This window comes from Actinomyces israelii, from assembly GCF_030253495.1.
Lineage (GTDB): Bacteria > Actinomycetota > Actinomycetes > Actinomycetales > Actinomycetaceae > Actinomyces > Actinomyces israelii.
The window spans coordinates 3,858,343-3,883,526 of record NZ_CP124548.1; the positions used below are offsets into that span (position 1 = coordinate 3,858,343).

Here is a 25,184-nt window from a genome sequence, read left to right on the forward strand (position 1 = left end):
CACGCCTTCATTGTGAGGAACACTGTCCTGAGAGAGGTCGCCGCTCGCGAGGACGAGCTTCACCGGATCAGCGTCCGGCACGGCCTGGCTCCCCAACCCTCGGACTACCTCACCGCAGGATCCCCCACGACGACGTCCGCCCAGGTCCGCGCTCCCGTCACCCCCTCGCCCGCTCCCCTGCCCCAGGCGCTCCAGGTCGACATGGGCCAGTACTACGGGCAGCCGGTTGGAACGGGCTCGTGGGCACCGGCTTCCTCGGCCCCCGCCCGACCGACCGCTCAACCGGCCCCCGCGGCTCCGCCGCGGTCAGCGCCGTCGTCGGCTCCTGCTCAGAGGCCGCCTCAGCCGGCCGAGCAGCGGCCCCCGGCCATGTCGTCGCCGCCGGCGTCGTCCTCCCCGACGACACCGGTGAGCGCACCGGTATCCGGCCCCGTCGACATCAACACGGCCCCGGCCGAGAACCTGCTCGCCCTGCCCGCGCTGGGCCAGGCCGACGTCGAGCGGATCGTCGCCGCGCGCGGCGAGCGCGGCGGCTTCCGCGACATGGACGATCTCGTGTCGGCCGCGTCACTTCAGCCGCACCAGCTCGTCGCGCTCCAGGACCGGGTGGTCTTCGGCGAGTTCACGCGCCCCGGCTCCCAGGGACACGGACGCGTTCTGGACCTGTGACCCCGACCGCCCCGCGGTCCGCCCGGGTCGCCCGCTTCGTCGCACGGACCGAGGCGGAGGGCCCCGGCACCCGCTCGGCACTCTGGGTCCAGGGCTGCACCATCCGGTGCCCCGGCTGCTTCAACCCCCACCTGTGGGGAGCTCGCGGCGGCAGGACGACGACGCCGGAGCGGCTGCTGGCGAGCATCCCCCTCGACGTCGAGGGACTGACCCTTCTCGGCGGCGAGCCCTTCGAGCAGCCGGAGCCTCTGGCCGAGCTGGCCCGACTCGTTCAGTCCCGTGGGCAGACGGTCATGACCTTCACCGGCTACGAGCTCGACGACCTCCGCTCCGCCGGGGACTCCGCCGTCGCCGCGCTCCTGGAGCACACAGACCTGCTCGTCGACGGCCGCTTCGAGGTCGACCGCCTCGACACGGCCCGGCCCTGGGCGGGATCCACGAACCAGCGCTTCCACGCGCTCACCGCCCGCTACGCGGGGCTCGTCGACTCGCTGACCGCCCTGCCCGACCGGCTGGAGATCCACGTCGCCCCCTCCGGGCGCGTCGAGGTCAACGGGTGGAGCGACGCGGCCTCGCTCGAGATCCTGCTCGAGGGCATGCGGCGGCAGCCCCCGTCCAGGGCGCGCGCCTGACCGGGCCGAGACTGTCCCCGGCCCCCTCCTCTGTCCCCTCCCTTCCCCTTTCGCCGAGATCGGTCGAGTTCCGCGCCGAGATCGGTTCGATCGCTCATTGTGCAGTACACCTGCCGGCCGCTGGACGCAGCGGTTCCCGACGTCGGCGAAGCCGGTGAGCGCGACAGCCCACCGGCCGCCCGGCCGCTCTATGCCGTGCGCGGCAGGCCGGACACCCGTGCTGACATCAATCAGGACGATGGGATCCTGTCCGCGTAAGAAGGATCCTCGTCCTCGCTATCGAAAAGCAGCAAGAATACGGCGTTCTCATACCTCTTTACCACAACCGGCCTCAAGTCGGAGCCGAGAGGGTTCGGGAGGTCAGTCCTTCCGTAGAGGAAGCGGATAGTATCGCCACTTCGCGTCAACTCACTAGCGGCCCATTGAGCGCCTCTGTCGTTCGGTCGATAAAGTGTGCCGCACGAAGGCACCGCGGCGGCCATCTCATCCACAAAGGCACCCGCCCGCTCCGGGGAGTCGAACAGCCTGGCATCTGCCCAGGGCTTGTCCGATCCATCCAGGTCACCCATCACTTGATAATGAGCGGGGCCCTTCGACTCAAGATCGGAAGACGCAATCATTCCGACGCCGATCTGAGCGAGCACACCGCACACCGAAGGAGATGTGCCCTTTATGTTCTCAGTATCGGGCACATGCGCCTCCAGGCGCTGACCAGTCACCTCGACAACCAGCGAATCGAGGTCGGAGGGGCCAAGGGGATAGGTGTCGGGATAACGGGGCCAAAACACAAAGTACACCACAATGCTGGCGACAACAGCAGCCGCCAGGCCGGCGGCGAGCATCGCCCACAGTCGCCCCCGTCGGAGCCTTGTGCGCCCACGGGTAACTGCCGGAGCCGTCCGCGCCTGCGCAACAGCCCCTGGGGATGACTCGCCTGCGGGCACATGTGGCGGGGGGCGGGGGAGGCATCATTCCCGGTGCGTCTCGCGCCTGTATGGGAGCAGGAGCGGGATCAGCCGACCTGCTGGGCCGGAACGCGCCGTTGTCGAAGACCGTCATAGAGATTGCAGCGACCTTCTTCAGCGAGCTCGCGCTCGATAGGCTCGCCGCCGAGCAGCCGTATCTCCGTTGCCTGAATCGTCGGCGCCGACGCCTGCGCCTCGAAGGCCTTGCCTATGATTGCGGGACCCGATCCCGTCGCCACCGTCCCACTGTCACGGACGACAGCGGGAACCTCTGCACCCTCACCCGGCGGACCGACCGGCACGATCCATCTCGGCCCCGACTCGGAGATCTCCAGCAAAGAGATCATCGCACCGCGCTCCACGGCCTCGCGCCGCAGACTCGACCAATCCAGATAAGTGGCACGATCGGGCTCGACAACCACCATAATATGAAGCACTGAGCCGCTCACTCACGAACCTCCCGAATTCATACTTTTAGCGCGCCGTCAGCAACCTGTGAGGCGTCGGCCCCCACGTTCGATATTTCGCTCACCCACGGCCATGCACCCCGGCAACCGGAGGACCCGTTTTAGGCGCCGGCAACTGCCTGCTATTTCTCCGGCCGATCCGGATGGCAGAACTCCACCACCGACATCTGTCGGCCGTCTTACTAGCGCAAGCACGGCCCCGGTCCTGCGACCCCGGGATGGGGTCAGAAGAAGAGGGTCGTTTGGCGGTTCATGAAGGCGCCGTGGCCGGTATCGGTGTTCCAGCAGGTCAGGCCGTTCTCGGCGGAGGCGCACACAATGGTCCGGTAGTACACGACCTGCCCGTAGTCGACCACCATGGGAGCCGTGTACTGCTGGGGATTCTCCTGGCCCAGCTGATAGGAAGACGCGCCCCCGCGCATGGCCATATGGGGCTGGCCGCCCGAGTTGAACCCGGTGACCCACCACAGAGTGTGCCCGATCTCGTCAACTCCAAAAGGACGGTCCTGAAGGTAGCTGCGTATGCCGCACCCGGTATCTTCGAACTCACTGAAGCTGATGTCGCAGCCGATATTGCCCGAGGGGGTGACAATAATTGCGGGCCCAGTGTTCCCACCCGAATTATAAAAGGCCGTGATGGGCACCGCGTTCGCGGGCCTGGGCCCGCCGGCCCCCGGGAAGGCACCGGGAACCGGCGCCGGAGCCTGGTCGGTCGCCGTGAGCTCCTTCTCGGGCGGCAGGTCGCCCGTTTGAGTCGCCGCCCCGGAGCTCTCGTCCCAGGTGTACGTCGCCGTGCAGCTGCCCGACGCGGACTTGGGCTCCTCCCCGTCCTGCGCCCAGGTGTAGGTGACGGAAAGGGTGTCGTCCGACGTCCGGCTGACCTTCGGCGCGAACCCGTAGGGCCGCGCCGTGGCGGTACCGGCGAACTCCCCGTGGTGGAACAGCATGATCTGCCGGGGCGAGGACAGGGCAGGGTCGTGAATGCTCAGCGTGATCCACGACAGCCCCGCGCACGGGTCGTAGGTATCGACCGGCGCCCCCTGGAAGTCCCAGCTGCGCGGGTCGTCAGCCGCCAGGTCGCTCCAGGCTGTGGGAACCATGGACCCCCACTTCTTCAGCGCCTGCTCGCCGGTCAGGTCGGCGCAGGCGGTCGTGGCGCCAGCGCCCTCCTCCGACGCCGTCGCGGCGGACTGCGAGTCCGCCCCGGCGTCGCCCCCCTTCGACGACCGCGACGACCCGCACCCCGCCAGCGCCATGGCCGACAGGACGATGACAAGCAGCACCCGTATTCCGCGTCTTACACGGACAGCGGAAGACGGTCTGACGGACTCGAGTTTCATCAACATGTCGGACTCCGGTGATCGAGATTGACAGAGCTGTCGGTGCGGGAGGCCGCCGGCGCATGCGGCGAGGTCCCGTCTACGGGCCCGCCCGGTGGGCGTGCGGGCCCCGTGCATGGGCGCGCCGGGCCGAGGCGGTACAGGTACGGAACAGACACGGGCATTCGCATCCTCTCCATTGAGGCTTCATCGCTTCATCGCCAGAGGCCCCGGCGGGCAGCATTCCCAATGCCGCCGCGAGAACGGCGCTAAGAACCAAGAATACCGCCCGCCTGCCGGCACCTCACAGATCGCGCATCACAACACGGCGGCTGGTCGTGCTCCCCACCCCCGGGTCGGTCCGCTCAGCCCGCCCCGCGGGAACGGCCCGGGTGCGCCCCCACTGCTGGATCGCGGCCACGTCCTCCGGGTTGGACCGGGAGAAGGGGACCACCCGCTGGAACCGCCGGGTGATCGTCAGATCGTCGGGAAGGACGCGGGACCGCTGGGTGTACATGATCTCCGCGATCTCGTTGACGACGGCGTCGATGTCGGAGCCCGCGAAGCCCTCGGTCAGCACGACCAGGTCCCGCACCAGGTCCAGCGTCGGCTCGCAGCGCGTGTAGCGGCGGAAGCACAGGCGCAGGATCTCCTCGCGCTCCTCCTCGGTGGGCAGGTCCACGAAGAAGACCTCGTCGAACCGCCCCTTGCGCAGCAGCTCCGGGGGCAGGGTGGAGACGTCGTTCGACGTCGCCACGAGGAACGCCTTCGCCGTGGACTCCTGCATCCAGAACAGGAACTGCCCGATGAGCCGCCTGGTCACCGAGCTGTCGCCGCTGCCGGAGGCCAGCCCCTTCTCGATCTCGTCAATCCACAGGATGCAGGGGGCGGCGCGGTCCGCCGTCGCCAGGGCCTCGCGCAGCCGCGACTCCGACTCGCCGACGTACATGCCCATGATCGCCGCCATGTCCAGCCGGTAGAGCGGCAGCTCCCACTCCTGGGCGATCGCCTTGGCGGACAGGGACTTCCCGCAGCCGGGGACCCCGCACAGCAGGACGCCCTTGGGCGGCCGGACCCCCCAGCCGGTCAGGTCCCCGGTCATGAGGCCCTGCTTGCCCGCCAGCCACTCCTTGAGGTTCTCCAGGCCGCCGACCCTGTAGTCCTCCTGGAGGCGGACGCGCTCGAGCCCCGCCAGGGCCCCGAAGATCCGGTCCTTGAACTGGCTGAGCTCCGCCAGGTCCTCGTTGTGCACGGCCTCCTTGGCCAGGAGGGTGGAGATGACGTTGATGGCCTCCCCCTCCGTGACGCCGCTGAGGATCTCCGCGGCACGGTGGATCTCCAGGTCCTGCCACTCGATCGGCATGCTCATGCGGTAGGGCTCGATGGTGGAGCCGATGACCTCGTAGAGCTCCTCGACGGTGGGCACGTCCAGCGTCGTCGTCATCCCCAGGCGGCTCAGGCCGGACCACACGGGCCGGTCGCCGATGAGGACGATGGCGCAGGAGTTCCGCTCCGCCAGGTGGATGAGCTGGGAGAAGTGCCGAGAGGTCGGGGAGTCGTTCTCCAGGTCCTCCAGGTCGGTGAAGACGAAGTTCACGTTGGCGCGCGCCCGGAAGGTCTGCTGGGCCTGGTCCAGCGCGGCCACCAGGGAGTGGTCCTCCGTCACGGCCGAGCCCGAAAGCACCTCCCGCAGCCCCTCGGTGCGCGAGTACGAGAAGAAGGGCATCTGCCGGAACTCGGTGGCCATCTGGTTGATGATCTCGAGCGCGCGCATCGGCTCGACGGTCCGGATGATAATGACCGGGACCCGGGCCTTGAGAAAACGGCGCACCTCGTCGGCGGCCTGTCGTCCATCCATGTGTCCTCCTCAGCGGAAGCGCCGACCGAAGAGGCCGGTCCGTCGTGGGTGTCCTGTCTGTCCTGTCGGGGCAGCGGGTCCGGGAGCCCGTGCGGCCTCGTTGACGGGCTCCCCGACGGCGGCCCCGGGCTCCTCGACAGCGGGTCCGGGAGCGGGCCCCCCGACGGCTGGCCCGGCGGGGGGCCCGGGCGTCCCGGTCGGATTCCCGACGACCGGTCCGGGAGCGGCCCCGGGCACCCCCACGGCTCTATTGACGGACACGGGCGCCCCGCTGGCGGGTCCGGGCGCCCCGGCCGGGTTCCCGACAGCGGGCCCGGGGGCGCCGGCCTGATCGGCGAGCCGGACGATCGCGGACCCGTCGACGTACCCGCCGTCGAAGATGCGCGCCATGGAGTTCGTCCGCACGAGGCGCACCAGCTGCTCCTGCTGCTGCCGCATGGTCGGCGTGGTGAACCGGGAGACGTCCTGCATGTCCTCCTCCAGCTGCTTCTGGATGGACTCGACGTCCTTGCGCAGGCCCGTCATGAGGGCCGTGCGGATCCTCTCGGGCAGGCCGGGGTGGTTCGCCAGCGTGAGCCGGGGAAGGAGCCGACGGCGGGCCTCCACGAGGGCGGCCTCCGCGCCGTGGAGGTCCCCCGCGCCCAGGGCCGCGTTCCAGTCACGGGTGAAGTTGTCATTCCACTCGCGCATCATGGTGCCGATCGCGGTGATCATGTGGTCCAGGACCCGGTTGTAGGTGGTCGGGCTGAAGGAGTCCTGGTTCAGCGGCGGCAGGGAGTCGAGGCTGACGGAGGTGTCCCGGGACCAGGCCCGCAGGGTGGTGACCCATGACTTGTACGCGCTGCTGCCGGTGGCCGTCATGAGGCGGTCTTCGCCGGGCGGTGCACAATGAGCTCGTGCGGAGGCAGGGGGCACCATGCCGGCAGGTTGCCCGCCATCTTCGACTCCCTGGAGAGCTGCGGGCCCTCCTTGGTGCTGCGGGTGCGGGCCAGGAGGTCCTTGCGGTCGATGACGGTGGTGGACTCCTTGGACGGCGCCGGCGCGAAGCGGGGCATCCTGCGAGGGCGGCGGACCAGCGGCGTCGTGCCGGGCGCCGGCGCAGCCTGTGGAGCGCCGGGCGGCGGGATGGGGGTCCCGGGCGGCGGGACTGGGGCGCCGGCCGCCGAGGGCGGTGCGGGCACCGCCTCATAGGCCGACGACGTCGGGGCGGCTGCCGGCCCGGAGGCTGGGGCCGCGCCCGCCGTCGGAGCGGCCGACGACGTTGTTGGGGCGGGCACCGGAGGACGGGGGACGGGCGCCGTCTCGGCCTCTCCGGGCGGGGCGGGCACCGGCCCGGGGGCCGAAGCCGCTGTCGGAGCTGCCTGGGCCGCCTGGGCGGGGGTGGCCGACGACGTCGGCGGAGCGGGCACCGGAGGAAGCGGAGCAATCTCCACCTCCGCGGTCTGCGCCTTAGCGGCCCTGGCGGCCTCGACCTCCGTCTCCCTGGCCTTGACGGTCTCGACCTCCGCCTCCGCGGCCCGACCCAGGGCGGGCTCGGCTTCGCCCCGGTCGGGCGAGGCCGATACCGGAGGAACGGTCGCCGTCTGCGCCTGCGAGGGCGGAGCGGGCACCGGCCCGGGGGCCGGAGCCTCCGGCGCGGCCTCCGCCTCCGCAGCCTTCGCCGAGACGTCGTCGGCCCCAGTCTCCGCCCGCGCGGCCTCCGCCGCCGGCGCAGACCCGGCCTCGGCCGCATCGGACGGGGCCGACACCGGGGGAATCGGAGCGGACTCCGTCTGCGCGGCATCCGCCGGGGCGTCGTCGACATCCGCCTCCGTCACCTTCGCCGGGACGTCACCGGCCCCCGTCTGCGCGGCATCCGCCGCGGCGAGCACATCCGTGACCTTCAGCTCGACGGTCTTCCCCGCTAAGAACGACGCCGCGTCCTCGGCCTCCGCCGGCGGTGCGGGCACCGGGGGAATCCGAGCGGTCTCAGCCTCCGCCTTCGCGGCATCCGCCGGCGGGGCGGGGGGCTCGGGGACGGGAACCGGCGTCGTGCTCTCAGGTGCGGCGGGCCGGGCGGTCTCGGTGGTCTCAGGGCTCTTCTCGGTGCTCCTGGCGCTCTCGGGCATGGTCAGTTCTCCTTCTCGCTGGTCTCGCCGCTGGGCCAGACGTCGATGACCCTCAAAAGCTCGTCCTCGTCGGCGTCCTGCTCCTCGTAGGCCCACTGGAGCTCATCAAAGTCGGCGCGCGCGTCCTGGAGCATGGTGAAAGACTCCTCGTAGGCGCGCTGCTTCCTCGCATTGGCCTCATTCACCTTGGCCTGGGCGGCCTTCTGCGCCTGGTAGATCACGTAGTAGGCCAGTCCGCCCGCGATCAGGGCCACGAGGAGCCCGGCCAAGGGGTTGATTACGAAGGCGATGAGGGTGACCCCCAGGGCGATCCCGATCGGTATGATCATCTGCTGGTTCTTGAAGGTGACGCTCTGGATGTAGGCGGCGAAGGTCGCGTCCCAGACCTGTCGGAGCTGGCCGGCCATGACCGCCTCGTCGGTCTGCGTCGAGGTCGTGAAACCGCGGAAGCCGTAGGTCGCGGCGAGCTGGTGGTGGTTAGGCGCCAGGGTGAGCGTCACATTGTCCACGTGGCGGGACCGGTAGTTCTTCGTGTACGCGCGCACCGCCGTGCGGAAGTCATCCTTGCCCACGCCGATGGCGACCTGCTGGGTGCGCACCGAGACGCCGAGGCTGTCGGGGGCGATGGCGGCGTTCGTCTGGAGCGTCACGGCGTCGGTGCGCTCGTCGAGCACCGAGATCATCTGGTCCGCCTTGGTCCGGGCCCGCTCCAGGTCGCCTCCCGTCTCGATGATCGCGTCCTGGTAGGCGACCTCACGGTTCAGGGGCAGCTCCTCCTCGTCGTACTCGGTGACGAGCTGGATGAGCAGGTCGTCCAGGAGCGTCGAGATGACGCCGGTGGAGGTGAACTCGGAGTCCTTGATGGCCTCGTACTTCTCCGCGCACGCCTTGAGCGCCGTCGTCGCCTCCGCCTGCGCCTTGACCCTGGCGAAGTCCTCGGCCGAGGCGAGCCGGCGCAGCATGGGTGCCTCGGAGGGGTCGAGGACCTTCTGGTTGACGGTGAGCTCCTCGACCCACTTGGCGACCTGGTTCGCCACCAGCTCCTGGCTGTCGCGCAGCTCGGCGGTCCACTGCGCGAGCTGGGTCAGGGCCAGCTGGGTGCCCCGGGGCCCGAACTGCCCCTGGGAGGCGGCCTCCAGGATGACGGCGAACTCGCGGGTCAGGGTCCGCGGGTCGCAAGCCGCCAGGTAGTGGTGCAGCCAGCGGACGGACTCGGCCTCGCGCTTCTCGCGGCGCAGGACGAGGGCGAAGAAGAGGGCGGTCTTGGCCTGACTGCGATTGTAGGCCTCGGTGATCGAGCGCTCGCAGATGTCCTTGTCGTCGCGGGACCAGGCCGCCAGCGCCACGAGCGCGGGGGCGAGCCAGTAGCGCGGGGTCTGGATCATCAGCTCCTCGCTGATCTGGCTGGCCGTGGACTCCGAGACGTTGCCGACGTCGAAGGCCTGCAAAAGACCGATGCTGGAGCGGCGGACCACCTTGTAGTGGCCGAACTCGCGCTCCAGGTCCGCCTTGAGGGTACCGACCTTGGTCTCGGCGCGCTGGACGTTGGCGGTGCGCTCGGCCTGCTTGACGTACTCCTCGAACTGACGGCGCAGCTCGGCCAGCTCGCTCTGAGTGTTGTCCACCTTGTCGTCGATAAGGCCGACTCTATCGCTGACCCGATCGAGGTCGTTGCCAAGGACCGAGATATTTTTATTGACCGTGATAATATTGTCGTTAGCCTGATCGATAGCCCTGATAACGGGACTGAAATCAATATAGCCGTCTGCCATGAGAGATCCTTTCGGTAGGTGGAATCGGTGCGGTAGGGGAATCGGTTATGCGGGAGTGCCGTCGGCCGTGACGGGGACGACCTCGCCGTCGGAGTAGATCTCGATGTAGGCGTAGGCGGACGACCGAGCCAGGACGCGGGCGCCGTCGAAGGGGGTCGGGACCTCGTCGCCGGCGCTGTAGTGCTCCAGGATGCGGCCGACGATGGTGAGCCGGTGGTCCACGTAGGGGGCGCCGAGGTAGCAGCGGGCGAACAGGCCCAGGAGGACCCCGCCCATGCGCTCGGCGTAGGCGGCCTCGATCCAGTCGATGAGCTCGGCCCGATAGGCGGCGTCCTGCGTCATGTCCAGGTTCAGAACGGCCTGCACGAGCTCGGCGGAGCGGGGCCGGCGGCGCTGGTTGCGCTCGAACGGGGAGGGCGCCCTCAGCGCCTGTGAGGGCACGGTTGCGGGGGCCAGGGCGGTCGAGCCCGTCAGGTCGGCGGTCGCTCTGGTCTGGATGCGACGGCGCTGGGTCACCATGGTGGTCTCCTTGTCTGTCTCCGGGTCGATCGCCGGGCGGGTCTCCCGGGACGGTCTCTCTGCCAGTCGTGGTCGCCGCGCGTATCCGGGGCCGGGGGCGCACGACGTCGTCCCCCGGGCGGCGCGCCCGCTCACCGGGTCCTCACCGGGTCACGGCCACCACCACGCCGACGACGAGAAGGACCAGCACGACGACGGCGACCAGCAGGCGGGTCCTGCCCGCCTTCCCGGCCGGCGCGGCGGGAGGGGGATTCAGCACGACAGGGGGCGCGCTGACCGGCATGGCGGACGGCGGCGGGCTCGGCGCGGGGGCGCCGGGGCCCGCGGGTGCCGGCCGGCGAGCCGGCGGCTGCGGGGCCGCCGGGAGGGGTGCGCGGGAGACGTCCGTGCCGGTGACGATGACACGGCGCCGCGAGGGGCTAGGACTCATTGGTGACCTTGGGAGTGGAAGGTGGATTGGGAGCCGGTCAGGACCGACCCCGCCAGGGGTCCGTGGCACCCTTGGTGAGGATACAGCGGCGGAGACCGTGTGTCCCTCGTTTTCAGCGCAGCAGACGTGGCCAGAACTTGCCACTCCTCGCGCCCCCCTCGCGCGCTCGCCTCCTCCCGCGCCCCCTCGCGTCGAGACCGGTCGTATTCCGGCTCGAGATCGGTTCAGTTCCGTGTCGAGATCGGTTCGATCGCTCATTGTGCCAACTTGTCGGCCCACCGGGACAGGGCCGACACGGAGCCAGCACGGAGCCAGCACGGAGCCGACCCAGAGCCGCCGCAGCGCCCCGACCCGAAACCATCACGGAACCGCCCGAACCGCAGAACCATGTTGATTTAGTGCTACCCTAAATCAACATTCAGCGAGATCACGGGGAGAATCCGATGCGTCCTACCGGTCTGGACCGCCGGGACCAGCTGCGCCGCGCCGTCGACGTCATCCTCGCCTCGGAACGGGACGGCGCCCTCACCAGGACCGCCGAGACCTCCTCCATCGACTTCAAGGAGGAGGCCGGGCGACGCAACGGCCCGAACCTCGAGCCGGGAGGCACCGAGAACCCCATAGCGGCGACCAAGCTCGCCGACGAGGTCGCCTGCATGGCGAACTCGCCGGGAGGCGGCGCCCTCATCCTCGGCATCGAGGATGGCACCGGTGCGGTTCTGGGGACCGAGCTGGGCATCGACTGGCTCCGCCAGCGCATTCACCGGGCGATCGATGTCGCCCCCGACATTGAGGAGCGACGCGTGGGAGGCCAGCGCGTCCTCATCCTGTACGTGGCCGAGTCCCGCGAGCCGGTGCCGGACACCTCGGACCGCCTGCGATGGCGAGTCGGCGACTCGTGCAGGCCTGTGGACCGCGCCGAGTGGTGGCTCCACCGCGAGCAGGCCCGGGACCACGACTCGATGGCGGACCGCTCCACCCTCACCGCGGACGCCGTGACCGCGGGAGCCATGGTCCTCGCGCGCGCCGGCCTCCAGGCCGACGACTCCGAGACGAGTATCGACATCCTGCGCCGGATCGCAGCGCTCCGCTCCGACGGCCACCTCTCGCAGGCGGCGCGCCTGACCCTCACGCCGGCACGGGCGACGCTCATCGACCTCACGGTCCTGGACGTCCACGGCGGCGCTGTCACCAACCGGATCGAGGCCGACCCCTCGCTGTCGCTGCTGGAGCAGGTCGACGTCGTCGAGCGCACCCTGGACGCACTCAACACCTACTCGGCGCAGCCCTCTGACCGGTTCGCCCTGCCCCGCCAGCGCCTGGTCCCGCAGACGGCGGTGCGGGAGGCGATCCTCAACGGGGTCATTCACCGCGACTGGAACTCGACCGAGCCCACCGAGGTCCGCTGGATCTCGCTGGACTCCACACTCGTGGTGCGCAGCCCCGGCGGGTTCACCGGGGGAATCAGCGCCTCGAACGTCCTGAGCAACCGGCACGCGCGCTACCCCGCGCTGGCGGACCTGTTCCGCGCCCTGTCCCTGGTCGAGAAGCGGGGGCTCGGGGTTGACCGCATGTACACGGCCATGATCCCCCTCGGACACAGGCCGCCCACCATCGTCGAGGAGGCCGGCCCGCACGTGACGTGCACGCTCGCCGGCGGCGACCCTATTCTGCCGATCGCCGAGCTGTTCGAGCAGATCCGCCCGCTGCCCCGACGGCGGGACATGCGCGTGGCCGTCATTGTCGATCTCCTCCTGCACTCCCCCTTCACCACATTCGACGCCGTCGTCACGGCCCTGCAGACGGACGCCGAGGGGGCGGGTGCCGCCCTGCGGGCGACCGCTCAGTGCACGGTGGCGGAGGCGCCGCTCATCGAGAGGTACGCCGATGCCTGGCTTCTGGGGAACGGGCCGCGCAGGATCGCCATGCCGGCCCGCAGGGCCCCCTGGTTCGCCGACGTCGTCGGGTACGCATCGACACGGGCCGAGCAGTGCCTGTCGACCGCCCGCCAGTGGTGCCGCGCCTTCGAGACGATCAGCACCGGCGACCTCATGCGGCTGGCGGGCGTCTCCCGCGGTACCGCGCAGAAGATCCTGGTGACCATGGCCGAGCGGCAGGAGCTGCGCCGCATCGGCTCGGGCAGGGCCACCGCATACCGACTCGCGCACTTGTAAGGACGGCGAGAGTCGAGAGCACGGCCGGTCCCCGCCGCCTCCTCGCCCTCGCCGGAGTCGGTCGTACTCCGCGCCGGGACCGGTCCGATCGCTCATTGTGCCATCTTGTCGGCCCACCGGGACAGGGCCGGCACGGAACCGGCACAGGACCGGCACAGGACCGACCCAGAGCCGCCGCAGCGCCCCGGCCCGAAACCATCACGGAACCGCCCGAACCGCAGAACCATGTTGATTTAGCGTTACCCTAAATCAACATTCAGCGAGATTCCGGGGAAAACACGCATTCATGACGCCTCAGCCGAGCCTCCACAGCGCCGCGACCGGCAGTGCCCACAGGCTGCCACCCAGGTGGCGGGCCCGGTCGTCCGTCGTCAGGACAACGCCGGCCACCAGACGGTCGCCGATCCTCTCCTCCAGCCACCGCAGGTGCCTGGCATCGGCGGCGGACACCGACAAGGCGGCCTTGCGGCCTCAACCCTGGCCTCGACGACGATCACCCGCCCGTCCTCACACTCCAGAATCAGGCCGATCTCCCGCCCGTGCAGCGGTGAAGATTCGTACAGGGCAATGAGGTGGGCGCATGGACACAGATGATGGGTTCCGGAGTGGCGCAGCAGCGCCCGGCGGGCGTCAGGCCGGTACCCCGGACCGGCCTCGGTACGGAAGCGAACCGATCTCGGCGCGGGGGCGGTGGGGCCGCCGATCCGCTGGAGCGCGCTGGAACGTGAACGTACCTCCGTTGACGTCGGGGCCCGCCGCCCGCCCGACCTGGCCAACACTCCGTCAGGATCACTCATCGGAGTGCCTGGTGTTTCTCGGGCAGTGATGGAAAGAGACTTATTCATGCGGTGTGGGTGAATGTGATTCCGAGGACTGCTGTGAGGGCGTCTTTGAGGGTGTGGGAGAAGCGGCGGCAGTCGGTGTGCAGGGTGCGCCAGGTCCTCAGGTTGGCGATGGTGCGCTCTATCGTGTAGCGGATCTTGACGACGGATCTGTTCCGTTCCTTGTCGGCCTTGGGCAGTGGCCTTCCTAGTGGTTTGCGCCCGGGAGTGATCATCCCCAGCCCGATGCAACCCCCGTCAGCGATGCGTCGGGTCGCCCCCGCTCCTGGCGGCAGGTCGCGGTCAGGGACGTCCAGCAGGCCTGAGGCCCTGGTGGCCGCGGTGTCATGGACCCGACCGGGCAGTGGGTCCGAGACCCGCGCCAGGCGGCCAGTCAGGGTGCAGGCGACCTGGATGTCGAGGCCCGTGGCCTTGTGTCTGCCCGGATACAGATCCGGCCCGTCCTTCCAGGACCAGCACGGCAGGAGCGTGCTATGGCTGGAATTAAACAAGATCGGTGTGTGATGGTGTGATTGGGAGGTGCTCGAAGTCGTAGTCGAAGGTGCGGTTGGTGATGTAGGCGGTGAAGGCCGCGAAGGTGTTCTCCGGGGTGTCGCGCTGGAGGTTGGCGATGTTGGCTTTGGCGGCGTTCCACACGTGTTCTGTGGGATTGTGATCGGGGGCGTACGGGGGCATGTAGATGGGTGTGATGCGCTCCAGAGCCTGGCCGGGGGCATAAAGATCGTTCAAAGCCTTGGCGTGGTGGAACCTGGCGTTGTCCAGGACCACCGCGATCTTCTTCCCCTCATCGGTCTCGCGCGCCAGGCGACCCATCATGAGGGTGATCTGCTCGGCGTTCTGGTTTCCCTCGATGGGGTAGATCTTCATTTTCTTGGTCGTCAGGCTCAGTGCCCCGAAGAACGACTGGCTCGCCTTCTTGCGGTCCACGTACAGTTTTGTTCTCTTTCCCTTGGGAAGCCACATGCGCCTCGTCTCGGCCTCGTGCTCGACGCGGACCTCGTCGACGGTGTAGACCTCCCAGCCTTCTTCCAGCAGATCGTTGACCTGGCGCCGGATCTCGGCCATCCGCCTGGCGATGGCCTTCTCGTCGCGGCGCTTGTCGAACGGGTCGGGGAGCTTGAAGGTCATGCCCAGAAAGCGCATGAGCAGCCGGTAGGAGGACTCGGACCTGTACTCGACTCCGAACTTGATGGACACGACGTCCTTAAGGGCCGGGACGTCCCAGAAACCGGCTTTGACGCCTGCCTCCGAGGGCGGTCTACTGAGAATCTCCTCCAGCTCCTCCTTCTGCGCCCGCTTGAGCTTTGCCGCGTTCTCGTTGCCGGCGTGACCGGTTACCACGGAGCCCATCCTGGTCTGCCGCCATTCTGACAGCCACTCACGTACCGTCCCCTCGGCCCGCTCGACCATCTCCGCGATAATATCCAGGCCGACGCCGCGGGCAGCGTACACAATCGCCTCCGCCTTCATTCTCACCAGCCTGTAGGTGTCCGAGCGCTTCTTCCACCTGATGAGGATGTCCCGTTCCTCGTCCGTCATGTCGATCTGCATGAGATTATCTTATACGAGGTGCTCCGCAGACGCCAACCAGGAATCCCGCAGCAGCTGCCCCAGAATGCCATTTTGTTTAATTCCGGCCATATCAACGACGAGCCGGGCGGTGGGGTCCAGGTCCTCCACCACCGGCACATTCGCCTGAAGGGCCTGGGCGATCACGGGCGTCCGGGCCGAGACGACGCGAGAAGCGGTGGACCGGGACACCCTGGCCATGGTGGCCGGCAGAGCCTGGGGCAGGTTGAGGCGCAGGAGCATCAGGACCGAGTGCACGCACCGGTACGTCCCCGGGACGCGGGATCCCGCCACAGGCGCATTCACCGCATCGGAACGGATGGCCTGGCAGACATCGAAGACGAGCTCGTCCGCTAGGATGTCTTGATGTGCTGACGACCTCCAGTAATGAATCGGCGCAGCATGAGATGCTCCAGCCCAATAATTGCTATTATTATCGACAAGATTACTGCGATAGCAATCCGACTCTGGACGATGCATTCATGGGAGAATCCTTCAAGCTGTTCGAGACGGGAGTCCAGCATATAAAGATATCCTCCCCCGCACAGCGCACGATCACCGGACGCGGTCATGGTATGAGCGTCGGCTTGTGTCCACAAACAGGCATATGCGACAGCTATCGTCGCCGACAGCGATATTACGAGCCGTCTAACTATGGAGCTTCTGAGACCGCCACGGCGGTTCCACACCCAAGGTGCGACAGCCGCGATGACCGTCAGAGCCCCGAGTACTAACGCGACGATCTGCTCCGTCATTGTTGCGGACAAATTTTACACTCCACTCCAAGATGCATGCCGACATTACTCAATATGGATCTCACTGCTGTTTACGTTGGAGACCGTACCAAATGAAGTCATTCGCATCCATTCCCTCCTTCTCTGCCAGCCGGATCAAGTGATGAAGGGAGACGTTCGACCTGCTTGTCGATTTCTGGGTAATTGATGGGTCGCCTTCCGGCGTCGTGACCGTAACGACCATGACGTGGTTAATTTCTTCATCACCCTCCCAGTCTACGTAGAGCAAGTCTCCTGGATTAGCGTTCCAGATGTTGTCCAGATAGCCATAAGACCCGTTACGTACGTACGTATACTGATATGCGGCGTTCACCCACGTCCAAGATGCGCCTCCGGGGCCAGATAGATTCGGAGCCCAGCTAGCCGTATTTCTTGGAATAAATCCGTCGTCATACCCCCACCCACCGGCACGCAGAACCTGTGAGACGAAATTGGCGCAGTTATTTCTCAAAGTAAGGATAAGTGCTCTGCCTCGTCGCCTCTATACCGCCCGCTGGTCCAGGTTATAGCGTAGTCTGTCATACTGGCTACATCTGGACTCGTGCTGCTGTACACAGGCAATGCAGCCGTTGGTGCCGAAGTACCGCCGTCCGAGGTGCTTGGCGAAGTCTCCTCGCTTGATGATTTATGTGGGTTGTACCCATCGGGAACACCGCCCGGAGATCCGTCCCCGTTCTTGTTGGTGACAGTATCCTCGATAACGGAGTATGTCTCGTCTCCGCTGGACGAGAGAACTATTGTGTGATTATCAGTCACCACGCCTGGAGAACTATTCCCCTGTTTTCCTCCGTAAATAAAGGTGGTTGAGATCCTCGCAGAAACAGTAATTCTGTCGCCGTCCTGCTCGGTACCGAGAATCTCCACGGTACTTTCTGCCGACATAACTGGCTCACCAATGGCGATGAGCTTTTCTCGAATATTGTTGTTGGCGATTTCCGCCGAAGTGAGCACTGACCCGCTTGAATTGCTCGGACCTGTCCACTCCGCATCAAGCTCGGCCTGGTACTCATTTACGGCCGCGGACACTGCGTCATTGCTCAATTCACTTTGCACGCTTGACGCCGGCGACGACGGGTGAAATGAGAGCGCAAAAGTAAGGTCGAGCGTCAGCGCGAGCCCGCACAACAAAATTGATCCTCTCTTCATCGGCAACCTCCAAAGGTACTCGATTGCGCTTCCAGGGCCGTCGCGTATAGTATGCATCTTTTTTTCTGGGACGTCTACCCTGCGGTAGATATTTCCAGAGGAGCGTCAGAACACTCCCAGAGTGCAAACATAATCAATTTTTCTTGGATCATAAATAGATTTACCCTATTGGCTGAGGTGTCTTTGCGCTCGGCAGGGTTGCCGGCGGTGCTTGAGCTGCCGGGCGTGTCTTGGGGGGTCTTGAAGGCGGTGTCTCAAGCTGCTTGTCTTGCTGCTCGGTGCTCCTGGTCGGCCTCGCCGGGTGTCCTGTGCCTCGGGGCGGGGTGGGGCTGTCTCTGATCGTGTGTACCGGGCTCGGCCTGAGGGGGCAGTATCTCGGATGGTCTTGCTTCTTGTGGTGGTGGGCCATCTGATAGGCCCTCTCGTTCCTTGAGGGTGGCGCCCGCCGGCTTCCGCCCGGGCGCCCGCCCAGCACGCCCTGGTCCTGCCCGCCCGGAGGGCGAGCTCCGTGGTCCTCCGGGTGGTCGGCGAGCTGGGCGGAGGCGTGCCAGGGTGCCGCGAGTCCGGGCGCGGGCTCCGGGCCCGGCGGTGCTGTACGCCCGCGAGCTCGCCTCCGCCCTGCAGGACGTCGGCGCCCCGCTCGACAGCGCCGACGGGACCTCGAAGTCCTCTGCGCCCCCACAGTCCGGTCCGGTCATGCTCCGGCTGAGCGGCGTGAGCGCCCGCCGCGACCGGCGCCCCGCCGGAGCCCTGTCCGGCGGCACGCAGCAGAGGCTCAACGTCGCCTGACCCAGCTAACTCGACTCCCCGGCACTGCTGCTCCTCGACGAGCCCTACCGGAGCTTCGGCGCCTGGCCTACGAGGACTTGTGGACGCTGATCTCGTCCTAGCGGGACTCCGGGGCCGGAGTCCCGCTCGTCACCCACCTCCTGCGCGACGTCGACCTCGTCGACCGGGTGGTCGAACCGCCCGCCCCCGAGCACACGTCGAAGGAGACGGCATGAGCAGCGCATCAACAGCGGGCCCGGCCCTCGACGCAGCCCGCCCCGCCCCCGGCGGAGCGCGCCAGCGCAACCGCCACCGTGCGGGCACCCTGGGACTGGTCGCACTCATCGCCCTGCGCGAGCTCGCCCGACGGCGCGGGGTCCTCGCGCTCGCCCTCCTCCCGCCGACCTTCTTCCTGGTCCGCCTGAACACGTGGACGGCGCTCCGGCTGCTGTCCATGGGCCCGGGCTGGAGCATCGGCCTGCTCGCACTGGCCCTGGGGGCGCTGGTGGCCGCCGTCGTCCCCCGCGACCTCGAGGGTGCGCCCCTGCTCCCGGCGGTCATGGCGGTCCAGGTGCTCGTCGCCCCGGACAAGAGCCGGACCCTCGCCCTGCCGCTGTGGTCCGCCCGAGAGCCGGCGAGCTACATCCTGGACGTCGCCGACGCCGTGGGGCCACTGGGCCCTGAAGCGGGCGACTACCTGTACCACGGGCCGGCCCACAGGGCGGCCTACGGTCCGGCGCTGGGCACGACCAGCCGGCTGCTGGGGGTACTGCGCCTGCGCACGATCCGTCTGCCCGAGCCCTGAGCGTGCCGGGCCGCGCGGCAGGCCTCGACGGCAAGTACCTGCCCCGGCGCGCTCAGGCGGGGCAGCCGCGCCATCCGCCGTCGCGAACCGGCCGGCCCGCGCCGCCCTGCGCCCTCAGGCGGGGCAGCCGCGCAGGCGCACCGACAGGCAGGTCACACAGCCCTCGAGCTTCTCGTACTCGGAGATGTCGACCTCGGTGACCTCGTAGCCGCGCGACCGGAAGAGCTCGGCCGAGCGCGGCGCGTCGGCGGCCATGAGGAGCCGGTTGCCGCCCAGCAGGACGACGTGCGCGCCGCTCTCCTCGGGCACCGCGAGGAAGGAGTCCCACACCGAGGGGTCGTCCACCAGCGGCTCGTAGCCGACGACGGTGCCGTCCGGCAGCGCGGTCACGGCTGACTTGAGGTGGAGCACCCTGGTCAGGGGCACGCCGATCGTCTCGGCCCCCTCGGCGGCCAGGTGCTCGCGCAGCTGGCGCAGCCCCTCGGCGTTGGTGCGGCCGCCCTGGCCCACCCACACCCTCCCGCCGTGCTTGAGGACGTCGCCGCCGTCGAGCGTGCCGGGGGCGGTGATGCGCTTGACGTCGTAGCCGAGCGCCGCCACGGCCCGCTCGGCGGCCTCGGTCTCGGGCTTGCGCGAGTCGGCGCCGGGGCGGGTGATCACGGCGGTGCGCCCGTAGACGACGACGGCGTCCTCAATGAAGACCGAGTCGGGGCAGTCGGGGGCGGGGTCCACCTCGATGGTCTCCCAGCCCCGGGAGTGAAGGGCGTCGACGTAGTCCCGCCACTGGCTGCGGGCCAGGTCCAGGTCGACCGCGCTGCGCTCGATGTGGGTGACCAGCCCCTCGGCGAGTCGGGGGCTGGGCCTGCGGACGAGTGCCTTAGTGATCTCCATGTGATGACTCCGGTCTTCGGGGATGGCTCGCAACGGTATATCGAGCGCTCTTCATCCCAACGTTATAGTGAGGGCTCACTCGGTGCGAGCCACCCACTTGCCAGCGCGGCTCAACAGGTCTTCTTGACAGGCGCGGCACACAACCAACACGACGAACGAGGCACCCATGGACGGACAGGACGGACATCCCGACGGCGGTCATTCCCGCCCAGAGTCACCCGCTCAAGCGACCGTCGAGACGCCCGGTGACGGCCCCGCCGCAGACGGCGCCGACGGGGCGCCCGCACTCGCGGGCGATTCCGCCGAGGGCGATCCCGCCGGGGCGCCGACGACCGCGGCCGTCACCGCAGGGGACAGCCCCGGCGAAGGCCGCCTCCGGCGCAACCTCAAGGCCCGGCACGTCAACCTCATCGCCATCGGCGGAGCGATCGGCACCGGGCTGTTCGTGGGCACGGGAGCCTCGATCTCGACCGCCGGGCCGGGCGGCGCCGTCGTGTCCTACGGGATCATCGGCATCGCCATCTACTTCATGATGGCGGCGCTGGGCGAGATGGTCACCCACCGGCCCGTGGCCGGGGCCTTCGAGACCTACACAGGCGAGTACGTCGAGCCGGCGCTGGGCTTCACCGTGGGGTGGATGTACTGGTACTCGTGCGCGATGACCATCGCCGTCGAGCTGGTCGCCTCCTCCATCATTATGAAGTACTGGTTCCCCGACTCCCCCTCCCTGCTGTGGAGCACGCTGTTCCTCGGCACGATCCTCGCCCTCAACCTGTTCTCCGCCCGCATCTTCGGGGAGTCCGAGTTCTGGTTCGCGGGGATCAAGGTCATCACCATCATCGTCTTCCTCGTCATGGGCATGGCCATGATCGTGGGCATTATCAGCGGCCACGAGGACGGCCTGTCGAACTGGACGACCGGCGAGGCCCCCTTCGTGGGCGGGTGGTCGGGCACGTTCTCGGTGCTCATGGTCGCCGGGTTCTCCTTCGTCGGCGTGGAGTCCGCGGCGGTGGCCGCCGGCGAGGCGGAGAACCCCCGCAGGACCATGCCCCGGGCCATCAACTCCGTGTTCATCCGGATCATGCTGTTCTACATCGGGGCGATCGTCGTCGTGGCGACCCTGGTGGCCTACACCGACCCCAGCCTCCTGAGCGCCTCGGAGGAGAACATCGCGGCCAGCCCCTTCACGCTCGTCTTCGAGCGGGCGGGCCTGGCCGTCGCCGCCGCCTTCATGAACGCCGTCGTGCTGACCTCCGTGCTCTCGGCCGGCAACTCCACGCTCTACGTCGGCTCCCGCCTGCTGTACTCGATGGCGGGCGCCGGACGCGCGCCGAGGCTCTTCACCCGGACGACGGCGCACGGCGTGCCCGTGTGGGGCGTACTGGCCACGGTCGCCATCTCCATGCTCGGCTTCCTGTCCTCCCGCGTGGGCGACTCGGTGGCCTACACCTGGTTCTACAATGCGACCGGCCTGACCGGTTTCATCGTGTGGGTGGGCGTGTGCCTGGCCCACCTGCGGTTCCGCGCCGCCTGGAGGGCCCAGGGGCGCAGTACCGACGAGCTGCCCTACCGCGCCCGGTTCTTCCCGGCGGGCACGTGGTTCGCGCTCATCGTCTTCGTGGGCGTGATCATCGGGCAGGGCGTCAACCTGGCGATCTCGGGCTTCAGCTGGTACGGCCTGCTCTTGGCCTATATCGGTCTGCCGATCGCGGTGGCGCTGTGGCTCGGCTACAGGCGGGCGCGCGGCTCGCGCCCGCTCCCGCTGGCAGAGATCGACCTGTCCGCCGACGACGTCCGCTGAGACCGCCGGCGCCCGCCGGCGCCCCCTTTCACCGAGAGCGGCGGGGCCGCCGAGAGGCTGCGGGCCCGCCCGGCCCCGCGGACCCGCAGCCGGCCCCTGCTCGCAGCCCCGCAGCCGGCCCTCACTCGTAGGCGGGCTCGACGCTCACGTCGCGCGCCATGTTGGCGAAGCGCGACAGGTGCCCCTGGAAGGCGACCGGGATGGTGCGGGTCTGGCCGTTACGGTGCTTGGCCACGATGATGTCCGCCTCGCCCGCGCGCTCGTCCTGGTTGTAGTACTCCGGGCGGTGCAGCAGCATAATGATGTCCGCGTCCTGCTCCAGCGAGCCGGACTCGCGCAGGTCGGACATCTGCGGCTTGTTGCCGGTGCGCTGCTCGGGGCCGCGGTTGAGCTGGGCGACGGCGACCACTGGGACCTCGAGCTCCTTGGCCAGCAGCTTCAGGGAGCGGGAGAACTCGGAGACCTCCTGCTGGCGGGACTCCACGCGCTTGCCCGAGGTCATCAGCTGCAGGTAGTCGATGACCATGAGACCCAGGTCGCCCTGCTGCTTGAGGCGCAGCGCCTTGGAGCGGATCTCCGGCATGGTCAGGTTCGGGGAGTCGTCGATGAACAGCGGCGCCTCGCTGACCGGGTTGTAGGCGCGCGCCACGTCCTCCCAGTCGCGCTCGGTCATCTGCCGCCCGCCGCGCAGCTTGTTCATGTCCACTCCGGACTCGGCGGCCAGGATGCGCATCATGAGCTCCATGCGCCCCATCTCCAGGGAGAAGTAGCAGCTGGGGATGAGGGAGCCGTCGGCGCGCCGGGAGTGCATGGAGGCCGAGCGGCAGAAGTCGACGGCGAGGGTGGACTTGCCCATGGCGGGACGCGCGGCGACGATGATCATCTGCCCGGGGTGCAGGCCGCCGGTGAGCTCGTCGAGCTCGACGAAGCCCGTGGGCACGCCCGTCATCTGGCCGTTCTCGCGCGCCTGCCCGGCCTCGATCTGGAGGTTGGCCTCGTTGAGCAGCTCGCCGACCGGGACGTAGTCCTCCTTCTCCCCCTCGGAGTGGGCCACGGAGTAGACCTCGGCCTCGGCGAGCGTGACGAGCTCGGCGATGTCGCCGGCGTCGGTGGAGTAGCCGAGCTGGGTGATGCGCGTGCCCGCCTGGACGAGCCCGCGCATGAGGGCCTTCTCGCGCACGATGCGCGCGTAGTAGGCGGCGTTGGCCGCGGTGGGCACGGTCGCCATGAGGGAGGCGAGGTAGGGGGCGCCGCCGACGCGCTCGAGCTCGCCGCGCTTGGCCAGCTCGTCGGCCACAATGAGCGGGTCGGCCGGCTCGGAGCGGTTGTAGACCTCGACGACGGCGTCGTAGATCGACTCGTGGGCCGGCTTGTAGAACTCCGTGCCGCGCAGCACCTCGATGACGTCGGTGATGGCCTCCTTGCTCAGGAGCATTCCGCCGAGCGTGGCCATCTCGGCCTCGAGGTCCTGGGGCGGGATGCGGTCGAAGGCGTCGTCGTAGCGCACCGGGCCGCTGATGCCGTCGTCGGCGCCTGACCGGCCGGACTCGAAGCCCGGGCCGGGGTCGATGTCTCTCATGCGCGCCTCCCCTGCCGTGCACCCGGCCGGGTGCGCGCGCGACCATAGCGGGCGGCCACACCGCTCGCAAGCCGGTATCCACTCGCCGCCTGTGGACAATCCGCAGCCCCTTGTGGATAACTCCTCCGCGGTTGTGGACGACGCGCCGTGCCGCTTGTGCACAGCCGTACCAGACTGGTGGCCGCGCAGCTGGATGCAGCGGCAGAACCGTTGGAACGACGGGATTCTTCACGCGGAGTCACGATTCACAGCACGAACCCTGGGCGCCCCGGAGGAATCTGTGGACAAGTGGGTAAACCTGTGGATGAACCTCTACCTCACCCTGAGGTCTGCGGCTTGCCTGGGGATCGAACCCGTCCGGGCGGCGCGGGGCACGACGCGAAGCGCGGCGGGCCGCGGCGCACGTGAGACACTGGCCGGGCCCCAGACCGTGGAGGACTCCAGAAAATCGTGACCCGCCCCGTTGCATCGCCCGACGACCCGCTGGCCGGGCAGCCGTCCGCCCAGCCAGCTGATTCATCGCCCGCCGCCCAGCCGGCCAGCGCCTCGCCCACCCGACCGCCCGGCCCCGCCCTCGACCGTCAGATCCTGTCCCTGGCCGTGCCCGCCCTCGGCGCCCTGGTCGCCGAGCCCCTGTTCGTCCTCATCGACTCAGCCATGGTCGGACACCTGGGCGCCACGAGCCTGGCGGGCCTGTCGCTCGCCTCGACGGTGCTGACCACGGCCGTGGGCCTGTTCGTCTTCCTCGCCTACGCCACGACGGCGACCACCGCCCGCCTCTTCGGCGCCGGCGACCGGCGCGGCGGCCTGCGCGCCGGCATCGACGGCGCCTGGCTGGCGGCGCTCCTCGGGCTGGGGGCGGCGGCGCTGCTGGCGGCGGGAGCGCCGCGGGTGGTCGCCGCCATGGGCGCTGGCGGCGACGTCGCCGAAGCGGCATGCGCCTACCTGCGGGCCTCGGCCCCCGGTATCCCGGGAATGCTCGTCGTCTACGCCGCCACCGGCATGCTGCGGGGCCTGCTGGACACCCGCACGCCCTTCGTCGTGGCCAGTGCCGGGGCGGCCCTCAACGTGGGGCTCAACGCCGTGCTCCTGTACGGCGTCGGGATGGGGATCGCCGGGTCGGGCCTGGGCACCGCGATCACCCAGAGCGTCATGGCGGTGGCGCTCATGGCTCCCGTGGTCCGGGCGGCACGCGGCTCGGGCGTGGGTCTGGCGCCGCGGCGCCGCGGCCTGCGGGCGTCCCTGGGGGCGGGGACGCCGCTGCTGGTGCGCACCCTGTCGCTGCGGGCGGCGATCCTGGCGACAGTGTGGGCGGCGACGTCGCTCGGGGAGCTGCCGCTGGCGGCCCACCAGGTGGTCAACTCGCTGTGGAGCTTCTCCTCCTTCGCACTGGACGCGCTGGCGATCGCGGCGCAGGCGCTGGTCGGCACCGCCCTGGGCCAGGCGGACGCGGGGCGGGAGACCAGCGACGACGACGGCGCGCCCGGCCGGCCCGGCGCGGCCCCCGGAGACGCGGGTTCCCGGCGCCGACCCGATGCCCTCCCGGCGTCCGACGGCGCCGTCGTCGGCGGTGCCGGCACCGATCCGAGGTGCGCCCTGGACGCGGTGCTGCGCCGGTGCCTGGCGTGGGGCGTCGCGGTGGGCGCGGTGATCGGCGTCGTGCTGGCGGCGGCGAGCCCCTGGCTGCCGCGCGTGTTCAGCTCGGAGGCCGCTGTGGTGACGACGGCGACTCCGGCGCTGCTCGTGGCGGCCTCGGCCATGCCCCTGGCAGGCGCCGTCTACCTGTTCGACGGCGTGCTCACGGGAGCGGGCGACGGCCGCTACCTGGCGGGAGCCGGGCTCATCACCCTGGTCCCGTACCTGCCCCTGACGGTGGTCGTGGCCAAGGCTCTTCCAGCCGCAGCGGTCACGCCCGGCGTCGGACTCGCCTGGCTGTGGGTGGCCTTCGCCTGGGTGTTCATGGGGATGCGGGCGCTGACCACCGGCCTGCGCGCCCGCGGCAGCGCCTGGCGCCACTGAGCGCGCGGGGCGGTGAGAACCGGATGCGCCCGTGCGCCCCGCCGGTCGCCTCAAGGC

General features: G+C 69.0%; 23 protein-coding genes and 1 pseudogene. 7 read left to right on the forward strand and 17 right to left on the reverse strand.

Annotated elements, in window-relative coordinates; all coding sequences use genetic code 11:
• The first annotated feature begins 12 nt into the window (after positions 1 to 12).
• A complete protein-coding gene (locus tag AIF0345_RS16030) occupies positions 13 to 669 on the forward strand; it encodes a ComEA family DNA-binding protein (RefSeq protein WP_285296709.1) in 657 nt (218 codons plus the stop codon).
• Positions 666 to 1,301 (forward strand): 4Fe-4S single cluster domain-containing protein, encoded by a 636-nt coding sequence (locus AIF0345_RS16035; RefSeq protein ID WP_285296710.1) that lies wholly within the window; start codon positions 666 to 668, stop codon positions 1,299 to 1,301. The genes AIF0345_RS16030 and AIF0345_RS16035 overlap by 4 nt, the downstream gene beginning before the upstream one ends.
• Before the next feature lie 230 nt (positions 1,302 to 1,531).
• Here the strand turns inward: AIF0345_RS16035 and AIF0345_RS16040 are convergent, their stop codons facing one another.
• The 9 genes from AIF0345_RS16040 to AIF0345_RS16080 form a co-directional block, all read right to left on the reverse strand.
• Positions 1,532 to 2,143 carry a hypothetical protein gene (locus tag AIF0345_RS16040; RefSeq protein ID WP_285296711.1) on the reverse strand — a complete coding sequence of 204 codons (612 nt, stop codon included), beginning with the start codon at positions 2,141 to 2,143 and terminating at the stop codon, positions 1,532 to 1,534.
• A 170-nt stretch (positions 2,144 to 2,313) separates the two neighbouring features.
• Positions 2,314 to 2,691, reverse strand: a complete 378-nt coding sequence (locus tag AIF0345_RS16045; protein WP_285296712.1) for a hypothetical protein — start codon at positions 2,689 to 2,691, stop codon at positions 2,314 to 2,316.
• A 266-nt stretch (positions 2,692 to 2,957) separates the two neighbouring features.
• Positions 2,958 to 4,016, reverse strand: coding sequence for an LppP/LprE family lipoprotein (locus AIF0345_RS16050; RefSeq protein ID WP_285296713.1), 1,059 nt, complete (start codon positions 4,014 to 4,016; stop codon positions 2,958 to 2,960).
• Between the two features lie 340 nt (positions 4,017 to 4,356).
• On the reverse strand, positions 4,357 to 5,910 hold the full coding sequence (locus AIF0345_RS16055; protein WP_285296714.1) for an AAA family ATPase: 1,554 nt from the start codon (positions 5,908 to 5,910) through the stop codon (positions 4,357 to 4,359).
• 9 nt (positions 5,911 to 5,919) lie between these two features.
• On the reverse strand, positions 5,920 to 6,771 hold the full coding sequence (locus AIF0345_RS16060; protein ID WP_285296715.1) for a serine/threonine-protein kinase: 852 nt from the start codon (positions 6,769 to 6,771) through the stop codon (positions 5,920 to 5,922).
• The gene (locus tag AIF0345_RS16065) at positions 6,768 to 8,018 is read right to left on the reverse strand and encodes a hypothetical protein (protein ID WP_285296716.1); all 1,251 of its coding nucleotides are present in this window, start codon (positions 8,016 to 8,018) and stop codon (positions 6,768 to 6,770) included. Before AIF0345_RS16065 ends, AIF0345_RS16060 begins: the two co-directional genes overlap by 4 nt.
• A 2-nt stretch (positions 8,019 to 8,020) precedes the next feature.
• On the reverse strand, positions 8,021 to 9,790 hold the full coding sequence (locus tag AIF0345_RS16070) for a hypothetical protein (RefSeq protein ID WP_285296717.1): 1,770 nt from the start codon (positions 9,788 to 9,790) through the stop codon (positions 8,021 to 8,023).
• Positions 9,791 to 9,835: 45 nt separating this feature from the next.
• A complete protein-coding gene (locus AIF0345_RS16075) occupies positions 9,836 to 10,309 on the reverse strand; it encodes a hypothetical protein (protein ID WP_285296718.1) in 474 nt (157 codons plus the stop codon).
• Positions 10,310 to 10,451: 142 nt separating this feature from the next.
• Positions 10,452 to 10,739 carry a hypothetical protein gene (locus AIF0345_RS16080; protein ID WP_285296719.1) on the reverse strand — a complete coding sequence of 96 codons (288 nt, stop codon included), beginning with the start codon at positions 10,737 to 10,739 and terminating at the stop codon, positions 10,452 to 10,454.
• Between the two features lie 443 nt (positions 10,740 to 11,182).
• Between AIF0345_RS16080 and AIF0345_RS16085 the strand changes: the two genes are divergently transcribed.
• A complete protein-coding gene (locus AIF0345_RS16085) occupies positions 11,183 to 12,913 on the forward strand; it encodes a DUF5635 domain-containing protein (RefSeq protein WP_285296720.1) in 1,731 nt (576 codons plus the stop codon).
• A gap of 294 nt (positions 12,914 to 13,207) precedes the next feature.
• Here AIF0345_RS16085 and AIF0345_RS16090 read toward each other — a convergent pair whose 3' ends face one another.
• The 6 genes from AIF0345_RS16090 to AIF0345_RS16115 all read right to left on the reverse strand — a co-directional run bounded on the left by AIF0345_RS16090 (position 13,208) and on the right by AIF0345_RS16115 (position 17,159).
• Positions 13,208 to 13,363, reverse strand: a complete 156-nt coding sequence (locus AIF0345_RS16090; protein WP_273167348.1) for a hypothetical protein — start codon at positions 13,361 to 13,363, stop codon at positions 13,208 to 13,210.
• Between the two features lie 391 nt (positions 13,364 to 13,754).
• Positions 13,755 to 14,246, reverse strand: coding sequence for a transposase family protein (locus AIF0345_RS16095; RefSeq protein ID WP_285296721.1), 492 nt, complete (start codon positions 14,244 to 14,246; stop codon positions 13,755 to 13,757).
• Positions 14,239 to 15,306, reverse strand: a complete 1,068-nt coding sequence (locus AIF0345_RS16100; protein ID WP_285296722.1) for an IS630 family transposase — start codon at positions 15,304 to 15,306, stop codon at positions 14,239 to 14,241. The genes AIF0345_RS16095 and AIF0345_RS16100 overlap by 8 nt, the downstream gene beginning before the upstream one ends.
• A gap of 9 nt (positions 15,307 to 15,315) precedes the next feature.
• Positions 15,316 to 15,618 carry a helix-turn-helix domain-containing protein gene (locus AIF0345_RS16105; protein WP_285296723.1) on the reverse strand — a complete coding sequence of 101 codons (303 nt, stop codon included), beginning with the start codon at positions 15,616 to 15,618 and terminating at the stop codon, positions 15,316 to 15,318.
• Between the two features lie 522 nt (positions 15,619 to 16,140).
• Positions 16,141 to 16,569, reverse strand: coding sequence for an amidase domain-containing protein (locus AIF0345_RS16110; RefSeq protein WP_285296724.1), 429 nt, complete (start codon positions 16,567 to 16,569; stop codon positions 16,141 to 16,143).
• Positions 16,566 to 17,159, reverse strand: a complete 594-nt coding sequence (locus AIF0345_RS16115; protein WP_285296725.1) for a hypothetical protein — start codon at positions 17,157 to 17,159, stop codon at positions 16,566 to 16,568. The genes AIF0345_RS16110 and AIF0345_RS16115 overlap by 4 nt, the downstream gene beginning before the upstream one ends.
• An 816-nt stretch (positions 17,160 to 17,975) precedes the next feature.
• Between AIF0345_RS16115 and AIF0345_RS16865 the strand changes: the two are divergent.
• Together AIF0345_RS16865 and AIF0345_RS16125 are read left to right on the forward strand one after the other, a co-directional pair.
• Positions 17,976 to 18,268: pseudogene (locus tag AIF0345_RS16865) on the forward strand (ATP-binding cassette domain-containing protein); the annotation flags it as partial.
• Positions 18,265 to 18,837: a hypothetical protein gene (locus AIF0345_RS16125; protein WP_043560309.1), complete on the forward strand. Its 573-nt coding sequence runs from the start codon at positions 18,265 to 18,267 to the stop codon at positions 18,835 to 18,837. The pseudogene AIF0345_RS16865 and the gene AIF0345_RS16125, both read left to right, overlap by 4 nt.
• 114 nt (positions 18,838 to 18,951) lie before the next feature.
• Here the strand turns inward: AIF0345_RS16125 and ddaH are convergent, their stop codons facing one another.
• Positions 18,952 to 19,728, reverse strand: a complete 777-nt coding sequence (ddaH, locus tag AIF0345_RS16130) for a dimethylargininase (protein ID WP_043560305.1) — start codon at positions 19,726 to 19,728, stop codon at positions 18,952 to 18,954.
• Positions 19,729 to 19,894: 166 nt separating this feature from the next.
• On the opposite strand from ddaH, the gene AIF0345_RS16135 reads away from it, so the two are divergent.
• Positions 19,895 to 21,529, forward strand: coding sequence for an amino acid permease (locus tag AIF0345_RS16135; protein WP_285296727.1), 1,635 nt, complete (start codon positions 19,895 to 19,897; stop codon positions 21,527 to 21,529).
• Positions 21,530 to 21,650: 121 nt separating this feature from the next.
• Here AIF0345_RS16135 and dnaB read toward each other — a convergent pair whose 3' ends face one another.
• Positions 21,651 to 23,108 carry a replicative DNA helicase gene (gene dnaB / locus AIF0345_RS16140; RefSeq protein WP_404975954.1) on the reverse strand — a complete coding sequence of 486 codons (1,458 nt, stop codon included), beginning with the start codon at positions 23,106 to 23,108 and terminating at the stop codon, positions 21,651 to 21,653.
• Between the two features lie 450 nt (positions 23,109 to 23,558).
• Between dnaB and AIF0345_RS16145 the strand changes: the two genes are divergently transcribed.
• The gene (locus AIF0345_RS16145; protein ID WP_404975955.1) at positions 23,559 to 25,127 is read left to right on the forward strand and encodes an MATE family efflux transporter; all 1,569 of its coding nucleotides are present in this window, start codon (positions 23,559 to 23,561) and stop codon (positions 25,125 to 25,127) included.
• Positions 25,128 to 25,184 lie beyond the last annotated feature (57 nt).

Bases quoted from the DNA above. Each gene is read 5' to 3' on its own strand.
- AIF0345_RS16125 (WP_043560309.1), top strand. From the start codon at position 18,265: ATGAGCAGCGCATCAACAGCGGGCCCGGCCCTCGACGCAGCCCGCCCC.
- AIF0345_RS16055 (WP_285296714.1), bottom strand. From the start codon at position 5,910: ATGGATGGACGACAGGCCGCCGACGAGGTGCGCCGTTTTCTCAAGGCC.
- dnaB (WP_404975954.1), bottom strand. From the start codon at position 23,108: ATGAGAGACATCGACCCCGGCCCGGGCTTCGAGTCCGGCCGGTCAGGC.
- AIF0345_RS16060 (WP_285296715.1), bottom strand. From the start codon at position 6,771: ATGACGGCCACCGGCAGCAGCGCGTACAAGTCATGGGTCACCACCCTG.
- AIF0345_RS16040 (WP_285296711.1), bottom strand. From the start codon at position 2,143: ATGCTCGCCGCCGGCCTGGCGGCTGCTGTTGTCGCCAGCATTGTGGTG.
- ddaH (WP_043560305.1), bottom strand. From the start codon at position 19,728: ATGGAGATCACTAAGGCACTCGTCCGCAGGCCCAGCCCCCGACTCGCC.
- AIF0345_RS16135 (WP_285296727.1), top strand. From the start codon at position 19,895: ATGGACGGACAGGACGGACATCCCGACGGCGGTCATTCCCGCCCAGAG.
- AIF0345_RS16065 (WP_285296716.1), bottom strand. From the start codon at position 8,018: ATGCCCGAGAGCGCCAGGAGCACCGAGAAGAGCCCTGAGACCACCGAG.
- AIF0345_RS16100 (WP_285296722.1), bottom strand. From the start codon at position 15,306: ATGCAGATCGACATGACGGACGAGGAACGGGACATCCTCATCAGGTGG.
- AIF0345_RS16070 (WP_285296717.1), bottom strand. From the start codon at position 9,790: ATGGCAGACGGCTATATTGATTTCAGTCCCGTTATCAGGGCTATCGAT.
- AIF0345_RS16085 (WP_285296720.1), top strand. From the start codon at position 11,183: ATGCGTCCTACCGGTCTGGACCGCCGGGACCAGCTGCGCCGCGCCGTC.
- AIF0345_RS16075 (WP_285296718.1), bottom strand. From the start codon at position 10,309: ATGGTGACCCAGCGCCGTCGCATCCAGACCAGAGCGACCGCCGACCTG.
- AIF0345_RS16080 (WP_285296719.1), bottom strand. From the start codon at position 10,739: ATGAGTCCTAGCCCCTCGCGGCGCCGTGTCATCGTCACCGGCACGGAC.
- AIF0345_RS16045 (WP_285296712.1), bottom strand. From the start codon at position 2,691: ATGGTGGTTGTCGAGCCCGATCGTGCCACTTATCTGGATTGGTCGAGT.